Consider the following 24,506-nt stretch of genomic DNA (forward strand, 5'->3'; position numbering starts at 1 on the left):
AATTATGAAGGTGGTTGATAGCATTTCAGTATTGCGCAGCACGGTGAATGCATGGAAACGCAATGGTGAAACCGTAGGTTTTGTACCCACTATGGGCAACCTGCACGATGGTCATCTCAAACTAGTTAAAAAGGCGAAAGCGCATAACGACAAAGTGGTAGTTAGCATTTTTGTTAACCCTATGCAGTTTGGCGCGAACGAAGATTTAGACGCCTATCCACGCACTATCGAAGAAGATAAAGCTAAGCTGACTTCAGTGGGTGCAGACGCGGTGTTTTTACCAAGCGTTGCGGAAATGTATCCGGCGGGACTGGACGCGCAGACTTTCGTTGAAGTACCCGGCATTTCAGGCTCTCATTGTGGCGCGAGTCGCCCAGGCCACTTTCGCGGCGTAGCTACCGTGGTGACCAAGCTTTTCAACATGGTACAGCCAGACGATGCGTTTTTTGGTGAAAAAGACTTCCAGCAGCTACAAGTTATTCGCGCTTTAGCTCGCGATTTATCAATGGCAGTGAAAGTCCACGGCGTGCCTACTGAGCGCGAGACGTCAGGTCTGGCAATGAGCTCTAGAAATGGCTATCTCACAGACACTGAAAAAGCGACCGCGAGTGCTATTTTTGCAGAAATGCAGCGCTTAAAAGCGGGTATAGAAAGCGGTAACACCGACTTTGTTGAGCTTGAAAATACCATGGTCAGTAACCTTGAAGCGAAAGGCTTTAAGAAGGACTACTGTCAGGTAGTTAACGCCGCCACGTTTGAACCAGCTAACGATAGCGACAAAGAATTAGTTCTGCTGGTTGCTATGTTTATGGGCAAGACGCGCTTAATTGATAATATGCAGATTACGCGAGATTAAGCGTAATACCAATCCTCGCGGATAGTCTCGAACTACAATAGAAAACGCCCGATGCAATGCTCTTAAACAGAGCCTGTATCGGGCGTTTTTTTATATGTAGCTGTTAAAGTCCGCTGTTAAGAAGCAACGGTTTCTGTTTCGCGAACAAAATCCATTAGCTCTTTCCATGCCTGAGTCTCTTTCGCAATTAAGTGCTGTTCAGCTAAAATCGCGGCCAAATCGTTATGGCTGGTAAGCGGATTCGCTAACACCACGCGAAATACAGTAATGCACTGGGAAGGGTAATCCGGCGCTTCCAAGCGAGTACGAGATACAAATGACTTACCAGCCTCACGCTGCTGCTTTTGTACCGCAACAACTAGGGCATCAATTTTCTCGTTAATGGCGTTGCGGGTTTTAGCATTCACATGCTTCAGCTTTTCCTGCACCTCAGCGGGGCATACGCGATAGGTCAACAAAGAGAGAATAGGTGTTGTGGTCAACTCGAAGTCTTGGGCCTTATCAATCATCTGCGCAAAGTCTTTGGCTTTATCGATACTGCGATCGATAAGTAGCTCGTAACCTTTACGACCGAATATATGTAGCGCCGAGTACACCATCATGGCCATACCGTTGCGGGAGCCTTCAAGCGTGGTAGCACCTAAATCTTTAGAGCCTGCACGCAGTATATACTGGGCATGATGCCTTACCGCATTGGCATTTTGTGGGTCTTTGAAAAGCGCCATTCCCGCGCCCATAGGCACGTACATTTGCTTGTGTGCATCAATAGTCACTGAGTCTGCGCGCTCAATACCTTTTAGTCTGTCGCGATAGCGCGCTGAGAATAGCGTAGCGCCGCCCCAGGCTGCGTCTACATGGAACCAGCAGCCTAATTCTTTGGCTACGTCAGCAAGCTCATCCAGCGGGTCTACGTGCCCCGTTTCAGTAGTTCCGCCTACCCCAACAATTGCCAGAAGCTTATTACCTTCCTCTTGATAACGTTTACCAATGCGAAGGGCTTTCGCTGGGTCGAGGGTTTGTTTCGGCGCAGGCACAGTTAATAACTGCTCACGACCTAACCCCAATACGTCCACAGCCTTTGAGAGCGAGTAATGGCCGCGCTTGCTGCACATCACGCCTAAATTATTAATATTGTAGTGGCGATAGGCTGCGGCAAGACCCGCTTTAGCCACGCCTGAAAACCCTTTTTGTGGGCCAAGCAGTTTGTTACGCGCCACCCATAAGGCAGTGATATTGGCAATGGTTCCGCCCGAGCAGAAAGCGCCTAAAGAATGCGCGGCACTGTGTAGGTGCTCATCATAAAAGTCCTGAGGCTGGTCGTACACAAGGTTGTGCATCATACCCAGCACTTGACGTTCAAGCGGCGTAAAGGCTTTAGAGGTTTCTATCTTAACCAGGTTCTGATTAAGCCCTACCATTAACTTAGAAAGCGGCAGATGAAAATAAGGCAACGCAGAGGTCATGTGACCGATAAAGGTAGGAGAATAAGTATTAACAGAATGCGCAACGAGCTTATCTAACAAGCTTTCAGCGTGAGTAGACACGAACTCAGGTGATTCAGGCACCTTTGAGTCTGAAAAGTCTTTTTCAATTTCTTCTAACGACGTCTTCTTTGTCACTACGTGCTGCGACAAAAAATCTAAGATATTGTCAGATAAATGCTGCTCTATTTGAGCCAGCTTTGAGTCTTTGTGTTCAGGCTTGGTAAAGACCCTAAACAGGTGCTCTAAACTAACTTGCGCTTCACCCACTCAACACACCTCATACTTAAAACAATCACACATTTCGCTTACATTTATTGGGCGAAATCAACAGGCGGTTTTGTAGGACACCGGCCTGACACTTACTTTTCCTTTTAGCCAACTAGCATTCGACACAATTACTTTGTGACTGGTGCAGCTATTTATCCAACATATCCCTTAACGGTACATCGGCTGGGCTAATGCGCGTTGACGCGGTCCATTCGTTGCCAAACCTGAAAACTTATCACAATACTTTCAGGGTGTCGCACTTTACATCAGATTGCAATGCTCGCCAAGGGTTAGCGCACGGCATTTAAGCTACTATTAACGTTTTATTACATGCCCCAATCCCGTGAGACAACCAATTCTGTACACGTAATTAAGCAAATTCCCGCGAATTTTGTACCGCAAATTTTATCAGTCTCTACTATATTTAATTTATGAATAGTACCAACACGAGTCTCTCGTATTGGTTGTCCATCTTCTAATTGCGAGCCTAAGTAGCCATTGAACTCACATTCAAGCATTCATCGCTACGATAAAGTACTGCTTCAAAGCAAGGGGGTCTTTCTATGCCCATTCGTGAAATTTCCGAGGATTTCTCTATCGATGATATCGTGCCTTATTTTCAACCCATCGTTGACTTACAAAGCCAAGGAGTATGGCGCTACGAGTGCCTGGCACGCTTGATAACCCGAGGTGATAAGACTTTTTTACCTAGCGAGTTTCTCTACCTTATAGAGCGCGAACAACACGTAAATACACTTGCAGCGAGCATGTTTGTGCAATGTGCCAGCTATTTTCACGACGTTAATATCCCTTGGAACATCAATATAACTGCCAATGACCTTCACAATGTAGAGCTTACTAATACCCTCATCACCCATTTAGCAAGCTATCCCACGCCGGAGCGTGTAAGTATAGAAGTGAGTGCTTCTACTGCCCTATCCAATCCGAAAAGCCTTACCGCATTTATCGAAAAAAGTATGCATGTGGGACTGGGCGTTTTCATCGACAACGTTGGGTCATGCCCAGGCAATATACGTGCGCTAATGAACTTGCCGGTTCGAGGGATTAAGCTTGCAGGCGGGCTAATCAAACACTACGACGAACAAGAAGCGGTGAGGGAATATGTAGACTATCTACTGTCGCTATGTGAAAGACATGGCGTTAGCACTATTGCCGAGCACGTTGAGGATGAGGCGCATTTAGAAAGAGTGAAGCGACTGCCCATTCGTTATGCACAGGGATATGTGTTTAGTCCGCCCATGGCGAATGTACGAAGTGCCACTGCGCGCCATTAACGGGTATCTACCCCAGAACTAAAGCAAACGGGGCGAGATGTTCATCTCGCCCCGCTATCATTAGTTATCAGTGGTTCTAGCTGATAAAGTTGAATCAGCTTTCTTCACTACGACAGTTTAGCTGCCAGCACGATTGACCGCTACCTCTGTACTTTCGCTCAAACGGCGTCATATGGTTATCGCCAGTGACTTCAGATAAATCAGATACCATGCCGTAATGTTTAGCCGCTTGCGCAAATTCCATTAGATAAATAAGCCAGTTGCTACGCACTTCAATATTTGGAGTGATCGCCATCAGGTCCACCATGGCCGCACTACCGTGCCAGCGCTTTTGAACCTGCGTTTTTTTAGGATAGGGGTTGGGATACAGCAGAAAGTGCTGAGTCACGTTCCAATTAGACTGCTTTACTAAGCGCCAAAAGTCGTTCACATCTGCACGAATAACCCGATAGTTGTCTTGCTGTGCGCTGTAATGCTCGTGTTTATCCACTCGCAGCGCCGACTTATCAATACCGATAACACGCGCATCGGGGTTTGCTCTTGCAATATTCGCCGTACTTTCGCCAACACCACAGCAAGAATCTAGAATAACCTCACCGTTAAAACCATTACCGTTATCAAGCCACGCACTCACTTCGTCAAAAGCTGTTTGTGTATGATCGCTAATCGGTCGCTTATTTTCACTTGCTTGATACTTCTTCACTAAGTCGTCTAACTTGTCGTGAATACCTACCTGCGAGGTGGTGATTTCTCTTGAGTTACCACTTGCCATCAGCTACGAATACCTTTACCTGTTTTAAGTAGGTAGTACGCTACGCTGAATAACAGCGCATTGAAGCCTACCAGCAATGTGAGCGATAAGGTCACGTTTACGTCAGAGACCCCTAAGAACCCATAACGAAATCCGTTAACCATATACACAACCGGATTCGCTTTGCTCACCCACTGCCAGAATTCAGGCAAAAGCGACAACGAATAGAATACGCCACCCAAGTAGGTTAAAGGCGTTAGTACGAACGTGGGCACTACGCTAATATCATCAAAAGTTTTCGCAAACACCGCATTAATTAAGCCTGCTGTTGCGAACAAGGTAGAGGTAAGCAGCAAAGTGAGCGCAATAATGCCGAGGTGATGGATTTGCACATCAACGAAAAACAGCGACACCAAGGTAACGATAATGCCTATCAGGATAGCCCGGGCTACGCCGCCGCCAACATACCCAAGAATGATGACCGAGGTGGGTACTGGTGACACCAACAGCTCTTCAATATTGCGCTGAAATTTAGCACTAAAAAATGAAGACGACACGTTGGCGTAGGAGTTTGTGATCACCGACATCATAATAAGACCGGGCACAATAAACTCCATGTAAGTAAAACCGCCCATTTCGCCAATACGATTACCAATAAGGCTACCGAATATAACGAAGTACAAGCTCATTGTAATAGCTGGCGGCACAAGGGTTTGTACCCATATGCGCAAAAAGCGCGTGCATTCTTTTATCCAAATGGTGGTAAGCGCCACATAGTTTTGCTTAAACCAACCCACGTTTTGTTCTGTGTTCATTTGTGTACTTTCAGTTTTCATATTGTCACCTTTACCTATTGTGGGTTTAGCCAGCTTGCTTCGCTGATTCAACTAAACGCACAAATAGCTCTTCAAGGCGATTTGATTTATTGCGCATGCTCATCACTTGAATACCCTTTTCACTTAGCTGCGTGAAAACAGGGTTCAACCCTTCCGTTTTCTCAACGTCAACTTCAAGTGTATGGTCGTCAATCAAACGGTGTTCAAAGCCCGTTAGCAGATTATCTGTCGTCGACACCCCATCTGGAATTTTGATATCCAATACAAAGGTTTCCAGACTTAACTTAGAAAGCAAAGCTTTCATGCTGGTGTTCTCGACAATGGTGCCCTTGTTAATAATGGCGATATTGCGACACAGCATTTCGGCTTCTTCTAGGTAGTGGGTAGTGAGTATGATGGTAATCCCCTGACGGTTAATCTCTTCCAAGAAGCCCCACATTGAGCGACGAATTTCAATATCTACACCCGCGGTTGGCTCATCTAGAATAAGCAATTTCGGCTCATGCATGAGTGCTCGAGCTATCATCAACCTGCGCTTCATACCGCCAGATAGCTCACGCGCGCGGGCGTCCCGTTTTTCCCACAGATCTAACTGGGCTAGGTATTTTTTAGCGCGCTCTTTTGCAATACTGCGCGGCACACCGTAGTAACCCGCCTGATTCAATACAATTTGCAGTACGGTTTCAAACTGGTTGAAGTTGAACTCTTGTGGCACCAGTCCAATGCAGGCTTTTGCTTGCTCTTTTTGCGTTGTGAGGTCATAACCAAACACTGAAACGCTGCCGTTGGTTTGGTTAACGAGTGAGCTGATAATACCAATAGTGGTAGATTTACCCGCGCCATTTGGGCCGAGTAATGCGAAGAAGTCCCCTTCTTCTACTGTGAGGTCGACGCCTTTTAATGCCTGTACGCCACCTTTGTAGGTTTTGGTTAACCCTTTAATGTCCAACGCTTTCATGATTTGCCCGTAGTGAGAGTGTGACCACTAAGACGTATTGACCTTTGATGCACACCAAAGGTCAGCACGCCCTAACCAACTTGAGTGAGATGTAGCTATCTTGAGCTAACAATGTATAGCAAACGAAGTGTAACCCAGTTCATGCTATTAAATGAATACACTCGCGTTTAGTGGTTGCTTAAAACAGTTTAAGCTTTCGCATAACTGATTTACTAAGTGAGAGCGGAAACACCTTTTTTCAACCCTAATAAAAAAGCGCTGCGTACCGTTGGGGTAGCACGCAGCGCAAAGGGTAGCTATAAGCCAATTGAGACTTTTACGTAGAAGTTCAGCCTTACCGCTTCCACGGCACTGTTTCACGCTTAACTTTCAAAAAAAGATGGAGAAACAGTACAACCTGCCATGCTCGTTTGGTGCACTTAAAAGCTTTACACTGAACTCGACAGACAACTTCTATTAAACGCGGTATACATGGCAAAAAAAGCGCGCAATTGTGGAAATGTGGTGGTGATTTAAAATGCCTGTACAATCAGCATGTAGAGGAACGCGCAGAGCCTTATTCAAAGTCGCGTTTCTCAATGTTATACCAGCTAAAATTTCACGATGGCCACTCTCAAATATGGCGTAAATGAGGCAGGCTTGAGGATTTTATGCCGAACTTAGGCAACAGCTGCCATTCATAGGTATAGTGTGCGCTCTATCAGAATTATATTTGCGGGTTAATGTATGCCAAAGACAATTGCATTAGTGGAAGATGACGCGGCCATTCGCGAAAATTACATTATGGCGCTGAAAGCGCAAGGTTATAGCGTAAATGCCTATGAGGACAGACCGTCAGCTGCTGAAGCGTTTAACCACACCTTACCCGACTTAGCCATTATCGATATTGGTCTGAAAGATGAAATAGAAGGGGGCTTTATGCTGTGCCAGCAACTACGAGGCCTGTCCCAAACCCTGCCTATCATCTTTTTTACTGCACGAGATAACGATGTAGATACTATCAGCGGCCTTAGAATGGGCGCGGACGATTACCTGACCAAAGATATCAGCATGGCCCACTTGCTTGCGCGAATTGCCGCCTTGTTCAGACGTACAGATTTACTTGCCGCCCCAACAGAGCAAAAAGATGAACTAAAAGTTGGCGACTTAAAAGTAGACGTGTCCAGAATGACGGTAAGCTGGCAGAACCAGCCCGTTCTATTAACGGTGACAGAGTTTTGGATGCTGCATGCGCTCATTAAGCGCCCAGGTCATGTGAAAAGCCGCCAACAGCTAATGGATGAGTCCAGAATGGTAGTAGACGACACCACCATTACCTCGCATATCAAACGCATGCGTAAAAAGTTTGTGCAGCTTGACCCAAACTTCGATCATATCGACACCGTGTACGGCATGGGATATCGCTGGCAACTGTAGCTGGCTTTCGACTAAGTCCGCGTTTCATCTGATCAAAAGATAAGGGCAACCGACTAAAAACATGGGATTTCGCTTTTCAATACGCCTTCAGCTTATGGTGCTGTCGCTGTTCTTATTCACCATCCCCTACTTAGGTTATAACTACGTGTGGGAGCTTGAGCAGTATCTGCGAAACGGTCAGGAACAAACCATGATTGGCACGGCGCGAGCCGTTGCCACTGCGCTTCATGAGCGTCCCGCTTTATTTGATAGCCAGTCTGCGTATCTTCAAGACGTACGTCCTGGCACAGATCTTTACGCGCCTCCTATCCCATCCCCCATTCGACTGGATGGTGAACTCAATGACTGGCAGCAAGTCAGTGAGTTAATGAGTGAGTATGGCAGTAGCGAAGTTATTGAGTATTACAATGGCTATGCGGGTGAACCCACCAGCTTGTCGTTTAAGCATATGGTGGGGCGCTACGGTCAATTTCTGTATGCCATGTTTGAAGTCAGTGATGACGTGCTGCTGTGGCGGCAACCCAATAGTTTAAGCGTAGAAACAGGCGACCACCTGCTTGTGGGCATGGAAACCCCACAGGGTGAATTAGCAAGATATGTTGTTGCTCCTTATGAAAGTGGCTGGGTAAATGCGTACAAACTCGCAGACAACACAACGACCACACGGGCAATAGAGAACGCGCTCTCTATTCAGGGCCGATGGCAAGAGACAGCCACAGGCTACAACATTGAACTGCGCTTTCCGCTATCTTTGACCACAGGCGGCTTGGCATTTTCAATTGTCGATGTAGACGACAAGGCAAGTCGATTGAAGCAGTACGCGTTAGGTACGGCGAATACCAAAGAGCTCGCTGAATTAGGTACTGTTATCACTCCATCCCCTGAAATTGAGCGCATTCTGGCAGGTTTAAAATATGCCGATTCCCGGGTGTGGGTCGTAGATAAACACAAACGGGTACTCGCACGCGCTGGTGATATTCAATCAGCAACGGGCATTGAAGTAGATGAAAAAGAAACCTCTTCAAATGCAATTTGGCATTGGATAGAAAGTGAGTGGTTACTTCCACTTTATTATCAGATTCTTACGCGGCCACCTGCCGACTTTATTGACGAGCTAGACGATGCTTATGCATTGGTAGGGCAGGATTTAGGCACGGCGCTGAATGGCCAACCCGATTCACTATGGCGCTTGTCACCCGATAACAAAGCCATAGTGCTTTCCGCTGCCTACCCTATTTTTATTGAAGGCAACGTAATGGGTGCGGTTGTTGTAGAGCAAACCACTAACGGTATTCGTACGTTACGGAACCGGGCGTTAGAACAGCTCTTTCACGTTATTTTGGCAGTGATGACCATAGGTACATTAGGATTACTGCTGTTCGCGACGCGAATTTCAAACCGCATTCGCTCCCTTCGCGATAACACCGAAGCTGTGATTGATGATAATGGCAAAATCATTGGAACCCTGCCGGTATCCAATCAACGTGATGAAATTGGTGATTTATCCCGTTCATTTGCGGATGTGCTTTCGCGGTTACAGCAGTACAACTCCTATTTAGAAAACATGGCGTCCCGCTTGTCTCACGAACTTAGAACGCCCATTGCCGTGGTGAAGTCGTCATTGGATATGCTGACTCAGGTTAATGATGCCGACCAACAAGCCGTTTTTGTTGAGAGGGCCCAATCAGGAGTGAACCGCCTAAGCACCATCTTAAATAGTATGAGTGAAGCCACCCGATTAGAGCAGGCCATTCAGCAAGAAGATTTAGAGCCATTCGACTTAGTTAAGGTGATATCTGGGTGTATTGCTGGTTACGAGCATGCCTACAGCCATCGACGCTTTAGTTTTACCCACAATGCTGATAGCGCACGTATACTTGGCTCACCCGAACTTACTGCGCAAATGTTCGATAAAATTATCGCTAACGCCGTAGATTTCAGTGAAAAAGAAAGTGAGATTCAGGTCAGTATCACGGTTAAAGACAAGCAAACTGAGTTAACTATCAGCAATACCGGGCCGCTCCTTCCTGAAGGAATGAAGTCTCAGCTACTCCAGTCTATGGTCTCGGTGAGAAAAGAAAACGATGTGCAAAATGCCTCTTCACCGCACTTGGGGCTAGGGCTTTACATTGCCAATATCATAATGACCTTCCACAAAGGCCAGTTATCGTTAGCTGATAGAAAAGATGGAACGGGCGTAGTTGTTAGTGCACGCTTTCCGTTAATGTAGTTGGGTGAAACAACCTATTCGCTAAACCTAGAGTTAACGTGTGATGAACTTGGCTGAATACTTAGAGGCTCTTACACCTAGATAGGCATTCTAACAGCGTTCTACCTTGCTTAGCCTTTATTATCAATAATGGCAAAAATAAAGGCCAAAAGGTAGAACGCCAGCTTTCGCTAAGGGGTATACGATGCTGAAATGCTGCGTTAGCGTTTAACTTTGTGCAACTTCAATCAAATTAAACTTGGTTGCATCATCGCCTTTAACCAGTACACGACATTGCCCCCAACTTTCAGGTATTTTCCAGACATGCCCCTCTGCAACCGTAAATTTCTCACGGTGTGATTCGCAACGCACTTCCACCGTGTCTAAGTCGCCGTTAATATCATTAAATGCAAATTGGCTTCGCACTAATGTATGGAACCAGTTGCCATTTTCACCAATAGTAACGGGCACTTCTAAGTTTTGATTCGATGCAATAGCCGTTTCGATTTGTTCGATAATTGGTGTTATCTCCTCAATACGTGTTTGCTGATCATCCATTTCTTTAAGTTTGCTGAATGATGATAGCGCGTCGGCAAAGAGCCCTCGTTGGCTATCCAAGATTATTTTTCGCTGCAATGAATAGGCAACATAGTTTTCATCGAACACCATATTTTTATCGCGCTTGCTGCCATTGCTGGAAAGTATACGTCCGATACTTTGCACTTCTCTTTCAACATCACCCAACTTATTTGCAATCTGCGAATCCAAGTTGAGCAGCCAGGTATTTTCGTAGCGATTTAAAGTATCCCAGTCTTTGAGCTCGCTTAATGCCGCTTCCGCAGCGTCTATATCACCAGCTTGAAAAAGTGCATCCGCGTCTTTGTAAGCGCTGACAAATTTTCGCGATGCGCCAGTACGCCCACCTAAAACAAAATCCATTTGCACACTTTGATGGCATTGCTGAGTAGGCTCGCCGTCTTTGACTGCAGGTTCGAACTTCCATTTTTTAACCGCGCTTAATGCACTTTTCTTGAACGCACTATTGCCGAAGAAGTCATCCACTACAGGGTCTTTAACTCTCCCTTCTTCGTCGACAACATAACTCATTCTCACCCAGCCCTCTTGGCCTTTTCTGGCGGCTTGTGCAGGATATCGAGGGTTAGCTCTCTCAATGGGCATGGCAGGTTGAAAAGCGGTGATGCGCGTTACTTCGTTCTCTTTTGCCTCTTCCAGTGCCTTTTTCTCGACTTCGTCGCAGGGAATACTCAACTCCTGCGCTAACGCATTTCCGCTAATTACTGAAGTACACAAAGTGGCGAAAACAAACGCTAATTTGCTTAAGGGGAGACGGGTTGGCTGCAATACATTGCTATCTATATTTGCTTTGTTCCATTGAGTTCTTTTCATATTTATCATCCGTAATTAAAGCTAAATAATTATCTTAACATTTACGTTTTTAGTAGTGGTTTGCTTGAATATCAAGCTGACCTCAAAATGTAAGGCTAGGATTTTTTCGAGGAATTCTCAAGTGAAGCATCTGGTACGTTTTTAATCATCATCTGCTCTTTTCGTTTCATCATCATCTTAGCCAGTCGTCGCATACTCACCGTTGTATCTTTCTCATCGACGATATCTACACCTAGTAAGCGTTCCAACAAGTCTTCCAAGGTGAGAACGCCTTCTAGGCCACCGTACTCATCAACCACCAACAGCATATGTACATGCTTATTAATAAAGTGCTCGAATGTGACGGATAAAGGCATAGTATTCAACACGGTAACCATGTCTTTGGCATATTCAGATAATGGCTTATCGGTATTACCCCGAGCTTGTGCCACCAATAGATCTGAACGCATAACAAAACCTGTTATGTTTTCAGAATCACTGTCTTCAAAGACAGGAATACGGGAAAACTCAATGTTAGCGTGTTTGTGAAAAAAACCTTCTACCGTCATCGATTCCGACACCTTAAATAGCGCCGTGCGATGAGTGATAGCATCTTTCACTTTAAGTTCATGCAGGCTCAACAGGCTCTGTAAGAAGGCGGCCTCATGATTGGCTAGCTGCCCCTCTTGCCCTGACAACTCTGCCATAGCATGCAGTTCGCTTCGACTTAATCCGCGAAGGGGGCTGTCTTCTTTAAAACCCTTTGTCATTAATTCAGACATTTTCACAAACGGCATAAGTACGATTGAAAGATATTTAAGAAAATATGCCGTTACCGGCGCTAGTGCTCGCCAATAGGTTGCGCCAAGGGTTTTAGGAATAATCTCAGAGAAAATCAGAATGAGCAGGGTAAGTATCGCTGAAATGATACCTAAATAAGCGTCGCCAAATACTGCCGCGGCTTGAGCCCCAGCACCTGCTGCGCCCATTGTGTGGGCTATCGTATTAAGGGTCAAAATTGCCGATAACGGTGTGTTAATGTTATCCGTTTGTTCACGCAACAGTGCACCACTAGCTTTGCCCTCTTTCTCTAATACAGAGATGTAAGCAGATGAAACACTTAGAATTACAGCCTCTGCAATGGAGCACAAAAAAGAAAAGCCCAGTGCGATGAAGACGTACACAATAAGTAAAAGCATGTAATTATTCCAAGCGTCCTTGTAGGTTTAAACGCATTTTATTTTTAATTAGTTAAGCGACTATTATGGATAATAGAGCGGGATATACAAGCGCTCAGTGTATATCATTTGAGCGCTTAGTTAATGAGAGGGAAACGTAAACGTAACGATTACCCGCAACACGCCGAGTGTTGTTCGTGGTTATGACGGTTTTGCTGCAGCTTCTTCACACCTAGCCTTAACATTAACCCCGCCAAGACAATCGCACAAAGCGCGTAAATTACTTGAACATCTGCACCATGTTCATGAACGTGACTTTGGGTTTTAATCATTGACGATAGAGAAAATGATGCCACTAAGTAGTTAAGTAAGTAGCCGAAACCTATGCTTGCAGATATCACACTGAACAGATAGAGCACTAATGTTCGTGTACCCATTTCTTGCTTTATCATACCCATGGTTGAGACGTTAGTGGCTGGACCTGCCATCAGAAACACCAGAATAGCACCAGGTGATAACCCTGCCGCAAGAAAACCTACAGCCAACGGCGTGGAAGCGGTAGCGCATATGTACATGGGAATACCGATGATCGCCATAACAAGCATGGCAATAACACCATCTCCCCATTGGGTAAGAAAGTCTGTGGGCACCCAAGTCTTAATGGCAGCTGCTAGTGCTAAACCCACTAATAACCAAACCACAATATCTTCAAGTAACTTTCCACTAGCGTAAGCAAGCACGTTTGCGATTTTCGAAGGTTGAGACTTGGCTGGTAATGCTTCCTCGCTGACATGGTTATGGACCGCTTTCTTTTCACCACCACAACAAGAAGACGCGACCTGAGCTTTAGGCTCTGGCTTAGGTTCAGGCTTGGACCCACAACAAGATGACGACTGCATCGCTTCGGCTTGACCTAGCTGCGCTTCTTTTTTCTCATCTGATTCTGTGAAAAAGCGTACCATTAAGCCCGCATAAATGGCGCTTAAAATAGCCGCAACGGGTCTGACAATAGCATAGAGGGGGCCGAGCAATGCATAAGATACTGAGACGCTGTCCACGCCAGTTTCAGGGGTAGAAACCAAAAATGAGATGGTCGATGACTTCGACGCGCCGCTGCGCCTAAGTCCTAAAGCCGCAGGGATAACGCCACAAGAACACAGAGGTAAGGGCGCACCAATTATGGCAGCTTTGCTAATTGAACCGAACGATGAGCTGCCCATGTGCTTTTCTAAAAACGAAACGGGTACCAATTCATGCATGATACCTGCCACCAGCAAACCTAGAAGTAGCCAGGGCGCCGATTCAATAAAAAGCGCTAGGAAATTTTGTCCAAGTAAAATGATATCTGACACAACGCCTCGCAGGTTATTTTGTTCTAGAAGACTTTTCTAAGCAGTACCTTCAACAACAAGAATAACGATGTTTTAAAACGCTAATTATAATAACAGATATGCGGTATGACAGAAAATCAACAATATTGATTAAGAGGACAAGCAGGAGGGGAAGTTACTTGAGCGGAAAGAAAAATGGCCAGTACAAATGCACTGGCCAAATGTTGACTGTCTCGTAAGTGTGATTTTAAACCACGAGGTCAACCATGAAAAAACGCTAAGCGTATTACTTACTTTTCAAGCTGCTCTTTATGCGCCGATTCTCTTTTAAGCTTCGACACTACTGAGAAAGCTTCAAGCATTACGAGCACGGATACAATGAGTACTACCGCATCTAAGAACACTAGCAGGTAGTTACCTTCAACATAGTACTCTTTAAGCTTAATAAGACCTGCAAAGAATGCCATCACCAGTACAAATACCATAGGGATTAGCGTGTACTTAGCTGGTCGACCTAACTTGATCAACATAACTGAGATAACTAACAGTGTTAAACTGGCTAGGATTTGGTTAGTTGAGCCGAATAGAGGCCAGATGATCATGCCGCCGCTTCCCGACGCGCCACCGGCACCGAAGGCCAATAGTAAGCAGCATCCAACAGCAACAAGTGTTGCAACCACACCGTTCTTAAGTGCACCGATAGAGTAAATATCGCCCCACTCCTGAATAATATAGCGCTGTAGACGCACACCTGAGTCCATGGTGGTACCGGCAAATAGTACAACCATTACCGCTAGAATTGTTGAAGAGAAATCTACTGGCAGTCCCCAACCTTGCTGAATCAAGTTTGCTCCGCCTGTGATAAATGCACCTACGCTGCCCGCGCCTAAGTGGCTATATACTTCGTGCCACTCTTCTGGCGATGCGGCAAACGCCACGCCACTCACAGCAACGATTGTGATAAGCGCTAGTGAGCCTTCACCTATTGCACCTAGGTAGCCTACGAAGCGTGCGTCTGTCTCTTTATCAAGCTGCTTAGAGCTGGTACCTGAAGATACAATTCCGTGGAAGCCAGAAACTGCACCGCAGGCAATAGTCACGAATAATAAAGGAATAAGGCTTGGCGAGTCGACGGCTGTTTGGGCGTTGAATGCTGGAGCCGTGATATCTGGCATAGCAAAGAATACCGCACCGTAAAGTAGGAACAAGCCAACAAGTAGCTGCATACCGTTAATAAAATCACGTGGCTGCAATAACATCCATACCGGAAGCAATGATGCTATAGCGGCGTAAACGAATAGGATAATGATCCAGTTGGCTTTATCAGCTAAGCCAAACATGGTTTCCGGTAGGCTAAGTGGGATATAGCTACCTGCATATACAGATGCATATAAAACAATAATACCTACTATGCACAGAGGTATAAGGCTGAAATTACGTTTTAGTAATTGACCTATTACCAGCGCTACTGCAATTGCCATCCAGGCAGGGAATACGGCATTTGGTTGGGATACAAACGAGTTAGCGATAACCACGCCGAATACCGCGTTAACCATTAGGAGCACTAGGAAGATCACTATCATAAACAGTGAACGAGAGCGTTTTCCGATAACGGTTTCTGACAACGCGCCCATAGACTTACCTTTGTGACGCGCACTCGCCCATAGGGCACCCATATCATGTACACCAGCGAATAAAATGGTACCAAATACAACCCAAAGCACTGCTGGAACCCAACCCCAATAAACGGCGATGGCTGGGCCTACAATTGGCGCAGCACCCGCTACGGAAGTGAAATGGTGCCCCCACAACACGACTTTATTGGTGGGAACATAATCCACCCCATCTTTCATCGTGTGAGCTGGTGTTACAAAACTATCATCCAACTTAAAAATTCGGCTCGCGATAAATTTAGAATACACGAACCAACCGAGCAACATTCCGATGATGCCCAGTATTACAATGGCAATAGACTGCATACTGTCGTCCTAATTTGTTTTACCAATAGGTTTCTAGGGCCTGTTAATCTTTGGTGTACGAATTTTGGCTTAAACGTACAACAAAGGTCAGCAGCTCCTAGCCCGTGGATTATCTTTTTTTCAGTTCAAACACTACACCAATTAGCGGTGAAGAAAGGTCATACCTGAGTAAGAGATTACCTGTTTGAGGTATGCCCAACGTACTGTTGCGCGTATTTAAACATGCGCCGAGGCAAGGGCCTTGCGCATTAGACTAAAGTCTAACGTAAAGAATAAGAATTAGCTTCACTGAATGGAGATTTTATTGGAAACGCACGCTCGAAAAGCCATAACGTTCAATGTATAACCAGTTTTCTATTGTGCGATGCTGTTATGTCGTTGAGCGAGAAGCTATGCGCTATTCCAATCGAGTGCAAGGGGGGTCTTTTCACTCTCTGTATAGCTACTTCTCTCTTTATCGTTACGTCGCTTAACTAAACAAATATCGCTTTTATTAAATTGTCTTAATAAAGGTCGCGATGATAACGCCCTTCATCAGCTAGCGCATTGTATGCTTGTTCCTCAAGTATAGACCGCAACGCTTTATCAACGCCTTGGCCCATTCCCTCAAAATGCCCACATACGTATACTTGTCCGGTGTCGCCTAAGAAGGATTTGACCTCATCTCGTTGCTCTACGAGGCGCTGTTGAACATAGCCTCCGTTTTCTTGACGGGAGAAAATAACTGACTTTTTAAAAATACAGTCACTATTCTGAAAAGGCGATAGCGTTTTATCTAGCACGTCATCTTGCGCAGGATTACGCTCGCCAAAAAATATCCATACTGGCCCTGCGTTCTCGAGCAGTGCGCGTTTTGCAAGCTGTGCTCGTACCCCCGCAATGCCGCTACCCGCCGCAATCAAAAGCAATGGGCACATTGTGTCTGCAATAATCGCGCTGGTATTTTTACGAATGTAGGCCTGTACTGATTGAGACAGAGGCAAGGAACGGGTAAGTAAGCCTGAACCTATCCCGAGTTGGCCGTTGTCTTTAGCCAGCTGTCGAACTACAAGCTTTACGTCGTGCTCTTGTGGTACCGACGCAATGGTGTAACTTCGGCTAACTATTGGTTCCCCTGCTTGCTGAGGAATAAGTACTTCCAACACGTCACCCGCTTCCCATTGTTCATGTAATTCTTGTGTCTGATTAGAATGGTCAACGTTCAACGACAAGCCGAATAAGCCAGGCGAGGTTGAGGCTTTGCTCTCGGAGTGGTTGGAGGGTTGGTTTGAAACCTCGCCTGAGGCCGACTTTACTTCATTTAATTGAACCCGATTTTTCAGTGTGAAAGCATGGGTGGGGTGCTGCTCATCCTGTGGCAAGGCACCAAGCAAAGACAAATGCTCACCTTTCCCTGAATCCAGTGTCGTTAGCGGAGAAAGCGCACGTGCGCCTAGTGCACTGATATTATCGAACAACGTGACTGCGAATTGGCAAAACGCGGCGTATTGCTTATCGCCTAATCCCACCACTTCAAAAGATAGATGGGACAGGTAATCAGATTGATTCGACGACGCCTTTTTTAGCGCTTTACTAAAGGTTCTGCCCGCATCAGGGGGCTCGCCTTCACCGTAGGTACTCACAACAAAAATGACTTTCGACACACTACTTAACGTGTTGAGTTTCAAAGATGCCATGGACACTACCGACGTTTGCTCTTGCTGTGATAGCGCAGCGGCCTTCGCGCGGGCAATTTTTTCAGCCGTACCAGTTTGACTTGCGTATACGACAAGGGTCTCCTCGCCTGATACCGCATAGTTGTTTTGCTTTTTATGCTTAAAAAATAACACCGCTACCCACAGCAAATACAGGCCAATGCTTAATAGTGCTATGAGTAGACGGTGTGTTTCTGTCATGTGCTTATCTTTTATACTGCTCTATTGGAATAGCTGAAGGCTTAAGAGGCTGTTATTCCCTAATCTTTAAAGAACGATTACAGCCCCTAGCTGCTCAAGGCTATTACAGTGGAAGTACTTCAAATGTGCCTGAGTAGCTACCGTTACGAGACGTTGCTGGCTTTTGCGCTTTATCGTCTTCATAACCAATTTCTACAAAATACATTCCGGCTTGCGGCCATGTAATTTCAATCTGACCATTTTTGTCAGACGTGACTTTAATCGTTTCCTGATCATTTCTGTAGCGCATACCACCGCGCACAACTTCCACCTCGGCGCCAACCGCAGGCTCACCGTCAATAAGTAACTTGAACGTTGCCGTTTCGGTTGCGAATAAATCATTAGGGTGAGTCACTGGCACTAGTTCTAAGCCCACATTTTCAGGCGTAAATACTTTACTCGATGGCGCGCCAAGAGTGACATAGGTCTCTACACGTCGAGAGCTTTGCACTACGCGAAGGTCTTTTGCTTCTTTTGGTACGGCGGTAGCAAACTCTTCAGGCTTATATTCTTCACCACGGCCCGGCCACATCTTACGCTTGCCTTCTTCATCTCGCCAAAAAGCGCGAATACCGCTGCTGGCAGAGGCAAGTTTGTATGTACCTTCTTTATCTAGTTTCAAATCAAACGTGGTCCGATACTTTCCGCGCGCCATATTTTCCACTTCAACAGCTTCGCCGTCTGGCGATTGAACCACTAAGTTACTGGCGTTCATTGCGAAATGGTCAGGGTGAAAAATAGTATTAGAAATAGCGGCATCAAACGTTACGTACGCTTCTTCACCTGATAATACGGTAGAGCTTGGTAGTAACCACGCGCGATGCGCACTGGCTGAAAATGACACGGCAAGTGTTGCTGCTAGCGCAATGGCAGAAGCTTTTACTGATAGTTTTTTCATAATGTCCTCTTATTGGATCTTTACAGAGTGAGCGTTGAATTAGCGCCTCCGCAGATTAGTCTTCCAGACGCAGTACTACACGCCCAAGTTCTGAATTTCCTTTCACCTCTACCGGTAGTGACGCAGCAGATAGCGGTAAAGAAAATGGCAGAGACAGTACTTCTCTTCCGCCTACTTCTCGTGATGCCTCAACGCGAAGCGTGTAATCGCCCTCTGGCAGTTCTGCTAACGCTTTATTTAGCTGCGAATCAAGGCTGTAATCGCCTGGGCCTTTTGTTGCACTGGTAAGTCCGTCATACGGCAAATCAAGGCTTCGCCCACCACGACGCCACCATTGGCGCAAGTCTTTAAGCCACTCTTTCCCTTTGTCTTCACGCATTTCAACGTCGTACCATACGGCGACTTGAGTAGCCTTGCGTTTACTGTCTTCAATCCACACGGCAAGATAAGGTTTGTGATATTCAGCCACATCAAGTTGCGGTAAGGCCACGTCCAGTTTGGCTTGGCTTGCCGCGTGAATAGCGCCAGAGGCAAATGTCATACTCAATAACGTTGATGCGATCACTGCGCTTTTTCGCATTTTCATGTAAACACTCCTTAAAATTGTGTAGCTAAGTGCCAGTAGCGTCGCGCTAGTGCACAAACAGTAAAATAATGACAAACGGGATAAGTACGCCGAGCATAGTAATGGGCCAGGTAGACGCGCGCGTTTTCGAGTGACGCATTAATAACTGCAGCCCAGTTACACTAAAAATAATGCAGGCAACAGCAAAGATATCGATAAACCAGCGCCAGGCATTTCCCGTGTTCCGCCCTTTATGCAGATCATTGAAATAAGATATCCATCCTCTATCAACGTTTTCATAAGTCACTGTGCCAAGTTCAGCATCTACTGCTATCCAACTATCAGCACCGGGCCCGGGCCACGCAGCATAAAATTCAATACCATCCCACTCTCCCGTCACCGATGAAGGTAGTGAAATGCCCTCTTGCGACTGCATAAATGCGACGAGTTCGCTTGGTATAGCTACGTCCCCCGTATCTAGAGAAAGCAATTGTTCGACAGCCAACGGTGGTAAGCTTGATTCAGCTGACGTTACAGTTCTGTTGGCAGGAATATCTGCAGCGTGATTTAGCGTAATCCCGGTTAGAGCAAATAACATCATTCCTATCAGACATACTGCGCCACTAATCCAATGCCATTGGCGAATGCCGCCTAAAGAAAAACTCATAATTTCGTTGCTAACTCTCTGTACTACTCGGTGATATTGACTAATTTCAACGGGCTAGATAATACAGATATTTCCAACCTTTTCAATGTAAATGAGATTTATTCTCATTATTGTATTTTTTGCACAACAACCTTTAAGCATTGCTTTATTTTTTATGCAAACGAGGCCCCCAAAAAGCCGCAAGTAACAGGTAATTGCACAGCGCTTTATAAAGGGTAGGTAAATAGGTAAACGTTGCAGAAACCAGCACGCTTGTAAGCTGTAAAAAACCAATCCACACCACAACGCCAATTTCGGTTTTCCACACGTCTATGCAGTTCATGAGACTTATTGCCATAAGCAAATACGCCAAACTATGAAGCACAATTAAAAGTAATGGTGAAGGTGTGCTGGTTAGTCGGGTGATACCGGCATGCTTCTTATTGCCAAGCGAGAGTAGTAAGAAACTCAAATACGTAAGCAAAAATGCGAACACCACATCCACAACGATACTCATATTAATGCCTCGCTGTTTTTACCTTGTAGTTTGTCTTGGCGAGCTTTGTCTTTTCGCTTTGGTGACGGTGCGCTGTTTACCCGTTTTGCTTTCACGGCTTTGGCTTTTGTGACGTGGTAAGCAGCATAGCCGAGTACTGCCGCAAGTGTTATGCATATAAGGTCAAAACTCACTCTCAAGCTATCACCATTTGCAACCGCAAAATCTAGGTCTGTTGCTGAGGTGAGGTGGTCAAGCAAAGGCACAAGCGCAAACAACACTGCTGCAAAGCCAAGTTGAATTACCCACCCTTTTTTGTCTCGCCAAATAAACCCTGTAACCACACACACCAGCCATATTGCGAAAAACATCTTAATTTCCCATAAGCTTCGAGACGTTAGATCAGCAGGAAGTAGCCTGTTTACCCAAAAGTAGCCGCCGGTCGCACACATTAACCCTGCAATGCTGCCTATGTTGCTGCCCCTGACCAATTCAAAACCAAACTCTCCAAGTTGTTGCTTTGCCCGTTTCACTACCCACAAAACAGAGCCCGTTCCCACCATAATGGTGCCCAGAATACCGGCAAAAAATAGTAACCAGCGAGTGAGGGTATCGGCGAAGCGCGCTTGATGTAACATATCCAAATAGTTATACGTCGCCTGGCTGGCGTTAGCGGCCACTGACGCTGGGCGCTCGTTTATGACTTCGCCTTGTGCGTTAAATACCAGCGCACTACTTCCCCCACGCCCCGCACTTAACTGCGTTCGATTGTTCCCACTTAGCGTAAACTGAGCGTTAGCTTTACCCGGGTGAGTAATAGATAGGCTTTCAACCGGCACCTGCCATGTGCTCTCAGCGTGAGCAATCATCGAAGAGATGGGTAAGGCCAACAAGGCATTAATGTCTGGTGAAGCTAGATTTTGCTGCTGCGCATTCTGGCGTACTTCTGTACCTTGAGGACGGTGCCGCACGCGCTCCTCGCTGTTAAAAGGCAATAGCGTGGCGCCTAATAGAATCAAACCAGAAAAGGTGATCATGATATGAAATGGTAGTGCTAATACCGCACTTATGGCGTGCCCATCTATCCAGCTCAGCAGCTTCTTCTTTGGCCTGAACATAAAGAAATCGGCAAAGATTTTTCTGTGCATGATGACGCCGCTGATAATAGCAACAAACATCATCATACTGACTGCGCCTACTATCCAGCGTCCAACGGTTCTGTCTATGCCGTATAACTCGAAATGAAAGCGATAAAGGAAGTTGCCACCGGCCGTTTCTCTTACTTTTATCTCTTCACCCGTGGACGGATTCAACATAACCCGTGGACCTCGACGACGCTCGTTACCTGCATTGGCGTCGCGCCACGACAAGTCGAGGGTGTTCGAGCGCGCATCTGGTAGTGAGAGTTGCCATTCACTTGCATTGGGCGCATAGATCGCAAGATAACGTAAACCGTGCTCTAGCGCCTTTTCGCTGGGTACTGCGGCGTGTTGTTCTGGCTGCATCCAATAGGTTATTTCGGTTCTAAAAAACGACAGCGTACCGGTAAAAAAAATCGCGAAGAGTAACCAACCAACAAGTATCGAGCTCCAAGTATGGAGCCACGTCATAGACTTTCTGACATACCCTTTCATGCTAAAGCCCTGTACTGATTGAATAGAGACACAAAGCTAACGCCGAGAGCGTCGTCATTACGATGGTCGCCTTTTTGGCCGTATCGAAGATGAACGTAAAAAGAATGAAGGTGCAGTAAATACAAAAGAACAGCATTCTTACCAGCGCTTCGTGCTCTCGTCCTTCAGCCCCTATAAAATTGGCAATGGCGCTGCTTAGCCACGCTGAAAAAGCGTAACCCAGTGCCACAGCAATCAGCGTTCTAAGTGCGACATCCAATCGTTCGCGACTTATAGTGACGCGGTTTACCATTTGGCTCTTCATATTGTGTTCTTCACTAGGTTTTCCAGTGACTGGATGTTGCCAAGTAAATCAGAACGGGATGGGTACGATTTGTATACCTGTCGTAATAGCGTAAGTGCATCTTGGTACTGACGCTGATCTATGGCAATTTGCGCACGTCCTAGCATGGCGCGCTGTTTAACGTCGGCGAGTGACTCAGCTCGTAGATAGGTCATTTTGGCACGTTCGACGTTGTTCTGTTGACGATAAAGTGAAGCAAGAGACAACAGCGCCTCACCATTGTCAGGGGCGTCAGCAATGGCTTTGGTTAACAGGGAAATTGCCGTTTTGCTTTGCCCTTTGCCCATAGCCAACTGAGCTTTAAGTACATTAAGCGTAGCTGCTTGAGAGGCCGTCAGATTTTTCACGTTATTGTCGGCAGCTTGCGTTAATTTACTTAAATCAGACCATTGTTCATTGGCCGCTAAATAAGCCGCTATTTTAGAGTAAGCGTCGAAGCCTTCCCCATCTTTGTCGGTAATGAAAGTCTTCGCATGGGTAGCCAGTATGTCTGCTGCGCGCCGCGGACTGCCGTCAGAAACGTGCAATTTGGCCACTGAAATCAAGTTCGACAGCGAGCGGTCACCCAAAGAAAGGGCAGTCTCTAAGCTGCTCAGCGCCTTTACCATGTCACCCTGCTTTAACGCTATTTGTCCCCGTTGGAGCCAAAGCTGCTGATTACTTTCATCATCTACCAACATTTCGCCTAGCAAGCTTTCAGCTTGTGCAAGTGCATTACTTTCAATAAGCGCGAACAATAAGCCTTGATACCATTGCTTGTTTTCAGGTTCGAGCATCAACGCATTTTGATAAGCACCAATAGCGGTGACAGGTTTTCCAAGCTGAACATTGGTATAGGCTAGCTGCCCGAATAGTTGGGCATCTTGAATACCTAGTTCTACGCTTTTAGTTAAATGAGTGCGTGCTTTGGCCAATTTATCTGTCATTAAATACGCCATGCTCAAACTTCTGTGCGCCGATGGAAGATTTGGCATAGCGTCTATAACGTCCAACAGCACTTTTTCGGCAAGTGCGTAGTTTTTCTCATTCAATAGCACTTGTCCGTAAAGCTCACGCAAACGTGGACTAAATTGAGAAATATCCTGGGTTGCAAATGCGCTGGCAACGTTTGAATAATTGCCTGCTTGCAAGTCGGCCTGAATGCGCCCGATAAACTCACCTTCTTCACGGGATATACGTTCACGATGATCATCTCTATGGTGCTGACGCAGGACAAACTGCCAATCGGGTTCTTCCAATTCCACCGTTATTTTTGCACTTACCGGCTTAACAAAAGCCAGCGCGCTCACTACACAGCTGAGGACAGTTACGGCTGTAATTTTCTTTAACATTGTCTCAATCAACCTCTAAATTCTTTAGCTTCTATTTCGCTTTACTGCGCTAAACCAAGCCTCTATTAAGCTTCTATTAGGCCTCTATAACTACGGGCCAAATAAAACGCGCCTTCACCGCTTCATCTTCTTTGTAGGGCGATGTAAATTTGCTGGCTTTAACAAAACGCATTATTTCTTTATTGAGCTCGTGATGCGGGTTCTCGACAATATCCATCAGCTTTACGTTACCGTGTTCGTCAATAATGACGTCGAGCTTTACAATCACCCGCTTGATACCTTGCTTTTTGAGTCGCTTGGGGAAACGTATTTTGACCGGAGTCAGCAAGGTAGGCTTTGAATCCAGTTCGCTTAGCCCAAAGGCGTCCAATTCAATATCAGGCATATCCCATTGGGTTTGGGTCACTTTGACGTTTGGCATGTCGGGCTTTGGCACTTGTATATCTGGCTCAACACTTAAATCCGCCATGGTCATGGCTGCGCCACTGCCCTCTACCTGCATAACAAGTTCAGTTTCTTCTACTACATTTTGCGTTTTCGGGGGCGGCGGAGGTGGAGGCGTTACCGCAATGTCCAACTTGCGCACAACCATAGTGTCGGGCTGCAGATTAGACAAAAAGTGCCCTAGCCACATAACGCCAAGTGCACCAACGAGCACCGCACCGCTAAGTAGAGAAGGTTGAAGATTGTATTTCATTGAATTTTGCCTCGTT

Annotated in this window: 21 protein-coding genes; 4 read left to right on the forward strand and 17 right to left on the reverse strand. The window is 46.1% G+C overall.

Going from position 1 to position 24,506, the window contains the following annotated elements; all coding sequences use genetic code 11:
- Window positions 1–4: 4 nt before the first annotated feature.
- Window positions 5–856, forward strand: coding sequence for a pantoate--beta-alanine ligase (gene panC / locus BGK61_RS18210; protein WP_076026128.1), 852 nt, complete (start codon window positions 5–7; stop codon window positions 854–856).
- Window positions 857–972: 116 nt separating this feature from the next.
- Here panC and panP read toward each other — a convergent pair whose 3' ends face one another.
- Complete coding sequence (gene panP, locus BGK61_RS18215; RefSeq protein WP_014999782.1) at window positions 973–2,607, reverse strand: pyridoxal-dependent aspartate 1-decarboxylase PanP; 1,635 nt, start codon at window positions 2,605–2,607, stop codon at window positions 973–975.
- A 563-nt stretch (window positions 2,608–3,170) separates the two neighbouring features.
- Here panP and BGK61_RS18220 point away from each other — a divergent pair.
- The gene (locus BGK61_RS18220; RefSeq protein ID WP_014951004.1) at window positions 3,171–3,902 is read left to right on the forward strand and encodes an EAL domain-containing protein; all 732 of its coding nucleotides are present in this window, start codon (window positions 3,171–3,173) and stop codon (window positions 3,900–3,902) included.
- Window positions 3,903–3,996: 94 nt separating this feature from the next.
- On the opposite strand, the gene trmB is transcribed toward BGK61_RS18220, so the two are convergent.
- Genes trmB through BGK61_RS18235 form a run of 3 tightly spaced genes read right to left on the reverse strand, consistent with a single transcriptional unit; the run spans window position 3,997 to window position 6,447 of the window.
- Window positions 3,997–4,674, reverse strand: a complete 678-nt coding sequence (trmB, locus tag BGK61_RS18225) for a tRNA (guanine(46)-N(7))-methyltransferase TrmB (protein ID WP_014999783.1) — start codon at window positions 4,672–4,674, stop codon at window positions 3,997–3,999.
- Entirely contained in the window at window positions 4,674–5,489 is an 816-nt protein-coding gene (locus BGK61_RS18230; RefSeq protein WP_014999784.1) for an ABC transporter permease, read from the reverse strand. Before BGK61_RS18230 ends, trmB begins: the two co-directional genes overlap by 1 nt.
- A 25-nt stretch (window positions 5,490–5,514) precedes the next feature.
- The gene (locus tag BGK61_RS18235; protein ID WP_014999785.1) at window positions 5,515–6,447 is read right to left on the reverse strand and encodes an ABC transporter ATP-binding protein; all 933 of its coding nucleotides are present in this window, start codon (window positions 6,445–6,447) and stop codon (window positions 5,515–5,517) included.
- Between the two features lie 726 nt (window positions 6,448–7,173).
- On the opposite strand from BGK61_RS18235, the gene pdsR reads away from it, so the two are divergent.
- Together pdsR and pdsS are read left to right on the forward strand one after the other, a co-directional pair.
- Complete coding sequence (pdsR, locus tag BGK61_RS18240) at window positions 7,174–7,863, forward strand: proteobacterial dedicated sortase system response regulator (protein ID WP_014951008.1); 690 nt, start codon at window positions 7,174–7,176, stop codon at window positions 7,861–7,863.
- A gap of 61 nt (window positions 7,864–7,924) precedes the next feature.
- Complete coding sequence (gene pdsS, locus BGK61_RS18245; RefSeq protein ID WP_076012438.1) at window positions 7,925–10,093, forward strand: proteobacterial dedicated sortase system histidine kinase; 2,169 nt, start codon at window positions 7,925–7,927, stop codon at window positions 10,091–10,093.
- 207 nt (window positions 10,094–10,300) lie between these two features.
- Here pdsS and BGK61_RS18250 read toward each other — a convergent pair whose 3' ends face one another.
- The 13 genes from BGK61_RS18250 to BGK61_RS18310 form a co-directional block, all read right to left on the reverse strand.
- Window positions 10,301–11,479, reverse strand: coding sequence for an energy transducer TonB (locus tag BGK61_RS18250; RefSeq protein ID WP_076012439.1), 1,179 nt, complete (start codon window positions 11,477–11,479; stop codon window positions 10,301–10,303).
- Between the two features lie 95 nt (window positions 11,480–11,574).
- Window positions 11,575–12,657: a CNNM domain-containing protein gene (locus tag BGK61_RS18255; protein ID WP_076012440.1), complete on the reverse strand. Its 1,083-nt coding sequence runs from the start codon at window positions 12,655–12,657 to the stop codon at window positions 11,575–11,577.
- Between the two features lie 149 nt (window positions 12,658–12,806).
- Window positions 12,807–13,988: an SO_0444 family Cu/Zn efflux transporter gene (locus BGK61_RS18260; protein ID WP_076012441.1), complete on the reverse strand. Its 1,182-nt coding sequence runs from the start codon at window positions 13,986–13,988 to the stop codon at window positions 12,807–12,809.
- A gap of 269 nt (window positions 13,989–14,257) precedes the next feature.
- Window positions 14,258–15,946: a carbon starvation CstA family protein gene (locus tag BGK61_RS18265; RefSeq protein WP_014999790.1), complete on the reverse strand. Its 1,689-nt coding sequence runs from the start codon at window positions 15,944–15,946 to the stop codon at window positions 14,258–14,260.
- A 503-nt stretch (window positions 15,947–16,449) separates the two neighbouring features.
- A complete protein-coding gene (locus BGK61_RS18270; protein WP_076012442.1) occupies window positions 16,450–17,841 on the reverse strand; it encodes a flavodoxin domain-containing protein in 1,392 nt (463 codons plus the stop codon).
- 103 nt (window positions 17,842–17,944) lie between these two features.
- Complete coding sequence (locus tag BGK61_RS18275) at window positions 17,945–18,778, reverse strand: DUF4198 domain-containing protein (protein WP_076012443.1); 834 nt, start codon at window positions 18,776–18,778, stop codon at window positions 17,945–17,947.
- 55 nt (window positions 18,779–18,833) lie between these two features.
- A complete protein-coding gene (locus BGK61_RS18280) occupies window positions 18,834–19,364 on the reverse strand; it encodes a DUF2271 domain-containing protein (RefSeq protein ID WP_076012444.1) in 531 nt (176 codons plus the stop codon).
- A gap of 46 nt (window positions 19,365–19,410) precedes the next feature.
- A complete protein-coding gene (locus tag BGK61_RS18285; RefSeq protein WP_076012445.1) occupies window positions 19,411–20,010 on the reverse strand; it encodes a PepSY-associated TM helix domain-containing protein in 600 nt (199 codons plus the stop codon).
- Between the two features lie 145 nt (window positions 20,011–20,155).
- Window positions 20,156–20,506 carry a DUF3325 domain-containing protein gene (locus tag BGK61_RS18290; protein WP_076012446.1) on the reverse strand — a complete coding sequence of 117 codons (351 nt, stop codon included), beginning with the start codon at window positions 20,504–20,506 and terminating at the stop codon, window positions 20,156–20,158.
- Complete coding sequence (locus BGK61_RS18295; protein ID WP_240498952.1) at window positions 20,503–22,119, reverse strand: PepSY-associated TM helix domain-containing protein; 1,617 nt, start codon at window positions 22,117–22,119, stop codon at window positions 20,503–20,505. The genes BGK61_RS18290 and BGK61_RS18295 overlap by 4 nt, the downstream gene beginning before the upstream one ends.
- 1 nt (window position 22,120) lies before the next feature.
- Window positions 22,121–22,423 carry a hypothetical protein gene (locus BGK61_RS18300; protein ID WP_076012772.1) on the reverse strand — a complete coding sequence of 101 codons (303 nt, stop codon included), beginning with the start codon at window positions 22,421–22,423 and terminating at the stop codon, window positions 22,121–22,123.
- Window positions 22,420–23,793 (reverse strand): tetratricopeptide repeat protein, encoded by a 1,374-nt coding sequence (locus BGK61_RS18305; protein WP_076012771.1) that lies wholly within the window; start codon window positions 23,791–23,793, stop codon window positions 22,420–22,422. Before BGK61_RS18305 ends, BGK61_RS18300 begins: the two co-directional genes overlap by 4 nt.
- A gap of 76 nt (window positions 23,794–23,869) precedes the next feature.
- Complete coding sequence (locus BGK61_RS18310; protein WP_076012770.1) at window positions 23,870–24,490, reverse strand: energy transducer TonB; 621 nt, start codon at window positions 24,488–24,490, stop codon at window positions 23,870–23,872.
- Window positions 24,491–24,506: the final 16 nt, after the last annotated feature.

The organism is Alteromonas abrolhosensis (assembly GCF_001953635.1).
GTDB classification, from domain to species: Bacteria; Pseudomonadota; Gammaproteobacteria; order Enterobacterales; family Alteromonadaceae; genus Alteromonas; species Alteromonas abrolhosensis.

Excerpts from the sequence above, each read along its gene's own strand:
- panC (WP_076026128.1), top strand. The coding sequence starts at position 5 with ATGAAGGTGGTTGATAGCATTTCAGTATTGCGCAGCACGGTGAATGCA.
- BGK61_RS18220 (WP_014951004.1), top strand. The coding sequence starts at position 3,171 with ATGCCCATTCGTGAAATTTCCGAGGATTTCTCTATCGATGATATCGTG.
- trmB (WP_014999783.1), bottom strand. The coding sequence starts at position 4,674 with ATGGCAAGTGGTAACTCAAGAGAAATCACCACCTCGCAGGTAGGTATT.
- BGK61_RS18230 (WP_014999784.1), bottom strand. The coding sequence starts at position 5,489 with ATGAAAACTGAAAGTACACAAATGAACACAGAACAAAACGTGGGTTGG.
- BGK61_RS18235 (WP_014999785.1), bottom strand. The coding sequence starts at position 6,447 with ATGAAAGCGTTGGACATTAAAGGGTTAACCAAAACCTACAAAGGTGGC.
- pdsR (WP_014951008.1), top strand. The coding sequence starts at position 7,174 with ATGCCAAAGACAATTGCATTAGTGGAAGATGACGCGGCCATTCGCGAA.
- pdsS (WP_076012438.1), top strand. The coding sequence starts at position 7,925 with ATGGGATTTCGCTTTTCAATACGCCTTCAGCTTATGGTGCTGTCGCTG.
- BGK61_RS18250 (WP_076012439.1), bottom strand. The coding sequence starts at position 11,479 with ATGAAAAGAACTCAATGGAACAAAGCAAATATAGATAGCAATGTATTG.
- BGK61_RS18255 (WP_076012440.1), bottom strand. The coding sequence starts at position 12,657 with ATGCTTTTACTTATTGTGTACGTCTTCATCGCACTGGGCTTTTCTTTT.
- BGK61_RS18265 (WP_014999790.1), bottom strand. The coding sequence starts at position 15,946 with ATGCAGTCTATTGCCATTGTAATACTGGGCATCATCGGAATGTTGCTC.
- BGK61_RS18270 (WP_076012442.1), bottom strand. The coding sequence starts at position 17,841 with ATGACAGAAACACACCGTCTACTCATAGCACTATTAAGCATTGGCCTG.
- BGK61_RS18275 (WP_076012443.1), bottom strand. The coding sequence starts at position 18,778 with ATGAAAAAACTATCAGTAAAAGCTTCTGCCATTGCGCTAGCAGCAACA.
- BGK61_RS18280 (WP_076012444.1), bottom strand. The coding sequence starts at position 19,364 with ATGAAAATGCGAAAAAGCGCAGTGATCGCATCAACGTTATTGAGTATG.
- BGK61_RS18285 (WP_076012445.1), bottom strand. The coding sequence starts at position 20,010 with ATGAGTTTTTCTTTAGGCGGCATTCGCCAATGGCATTGGATTAGTGGC.
- BGK61_RS18290 (WP_076012446.1), bottom strand. The coding sequence starts at position 20,506 with ATGAGTATCGTTGTGGATGTGGTGTTCGCATTTTTGCTTACGTATTTG.
- BGK61_RS18295 (WP_240498952.1), bottom strand. The coding sequence starts at position 22,119 with ATGAAAGGGTATGTCAGAAAGTCTATGACGTGGCTCCATACTTGGAGC.
- BGK61_RS18300 (WP_076012772.1), bottom strand. The coding sequence starts at position 22,423 with ATGAAGAGCCAAATGGTAAACCGCGTCACTATAAGTCGCGAACGATTG.
- BGK61_RS18305 (WP_076012771.1), bottom strand. The coding sequence starts at position 23,793 with ATGTTAAAGAAAATTACAGCCGTAACTGTCCTCAGCTGTGTAGTGAGC.
- BGK61_RS18310 (WP_076012770.1), bottom strand. The coding sequence starts at position 24,490 with ATGAAATACAATCTTCAACCTTCTCTACTTAGCGGTGCGGTGCTCGTT.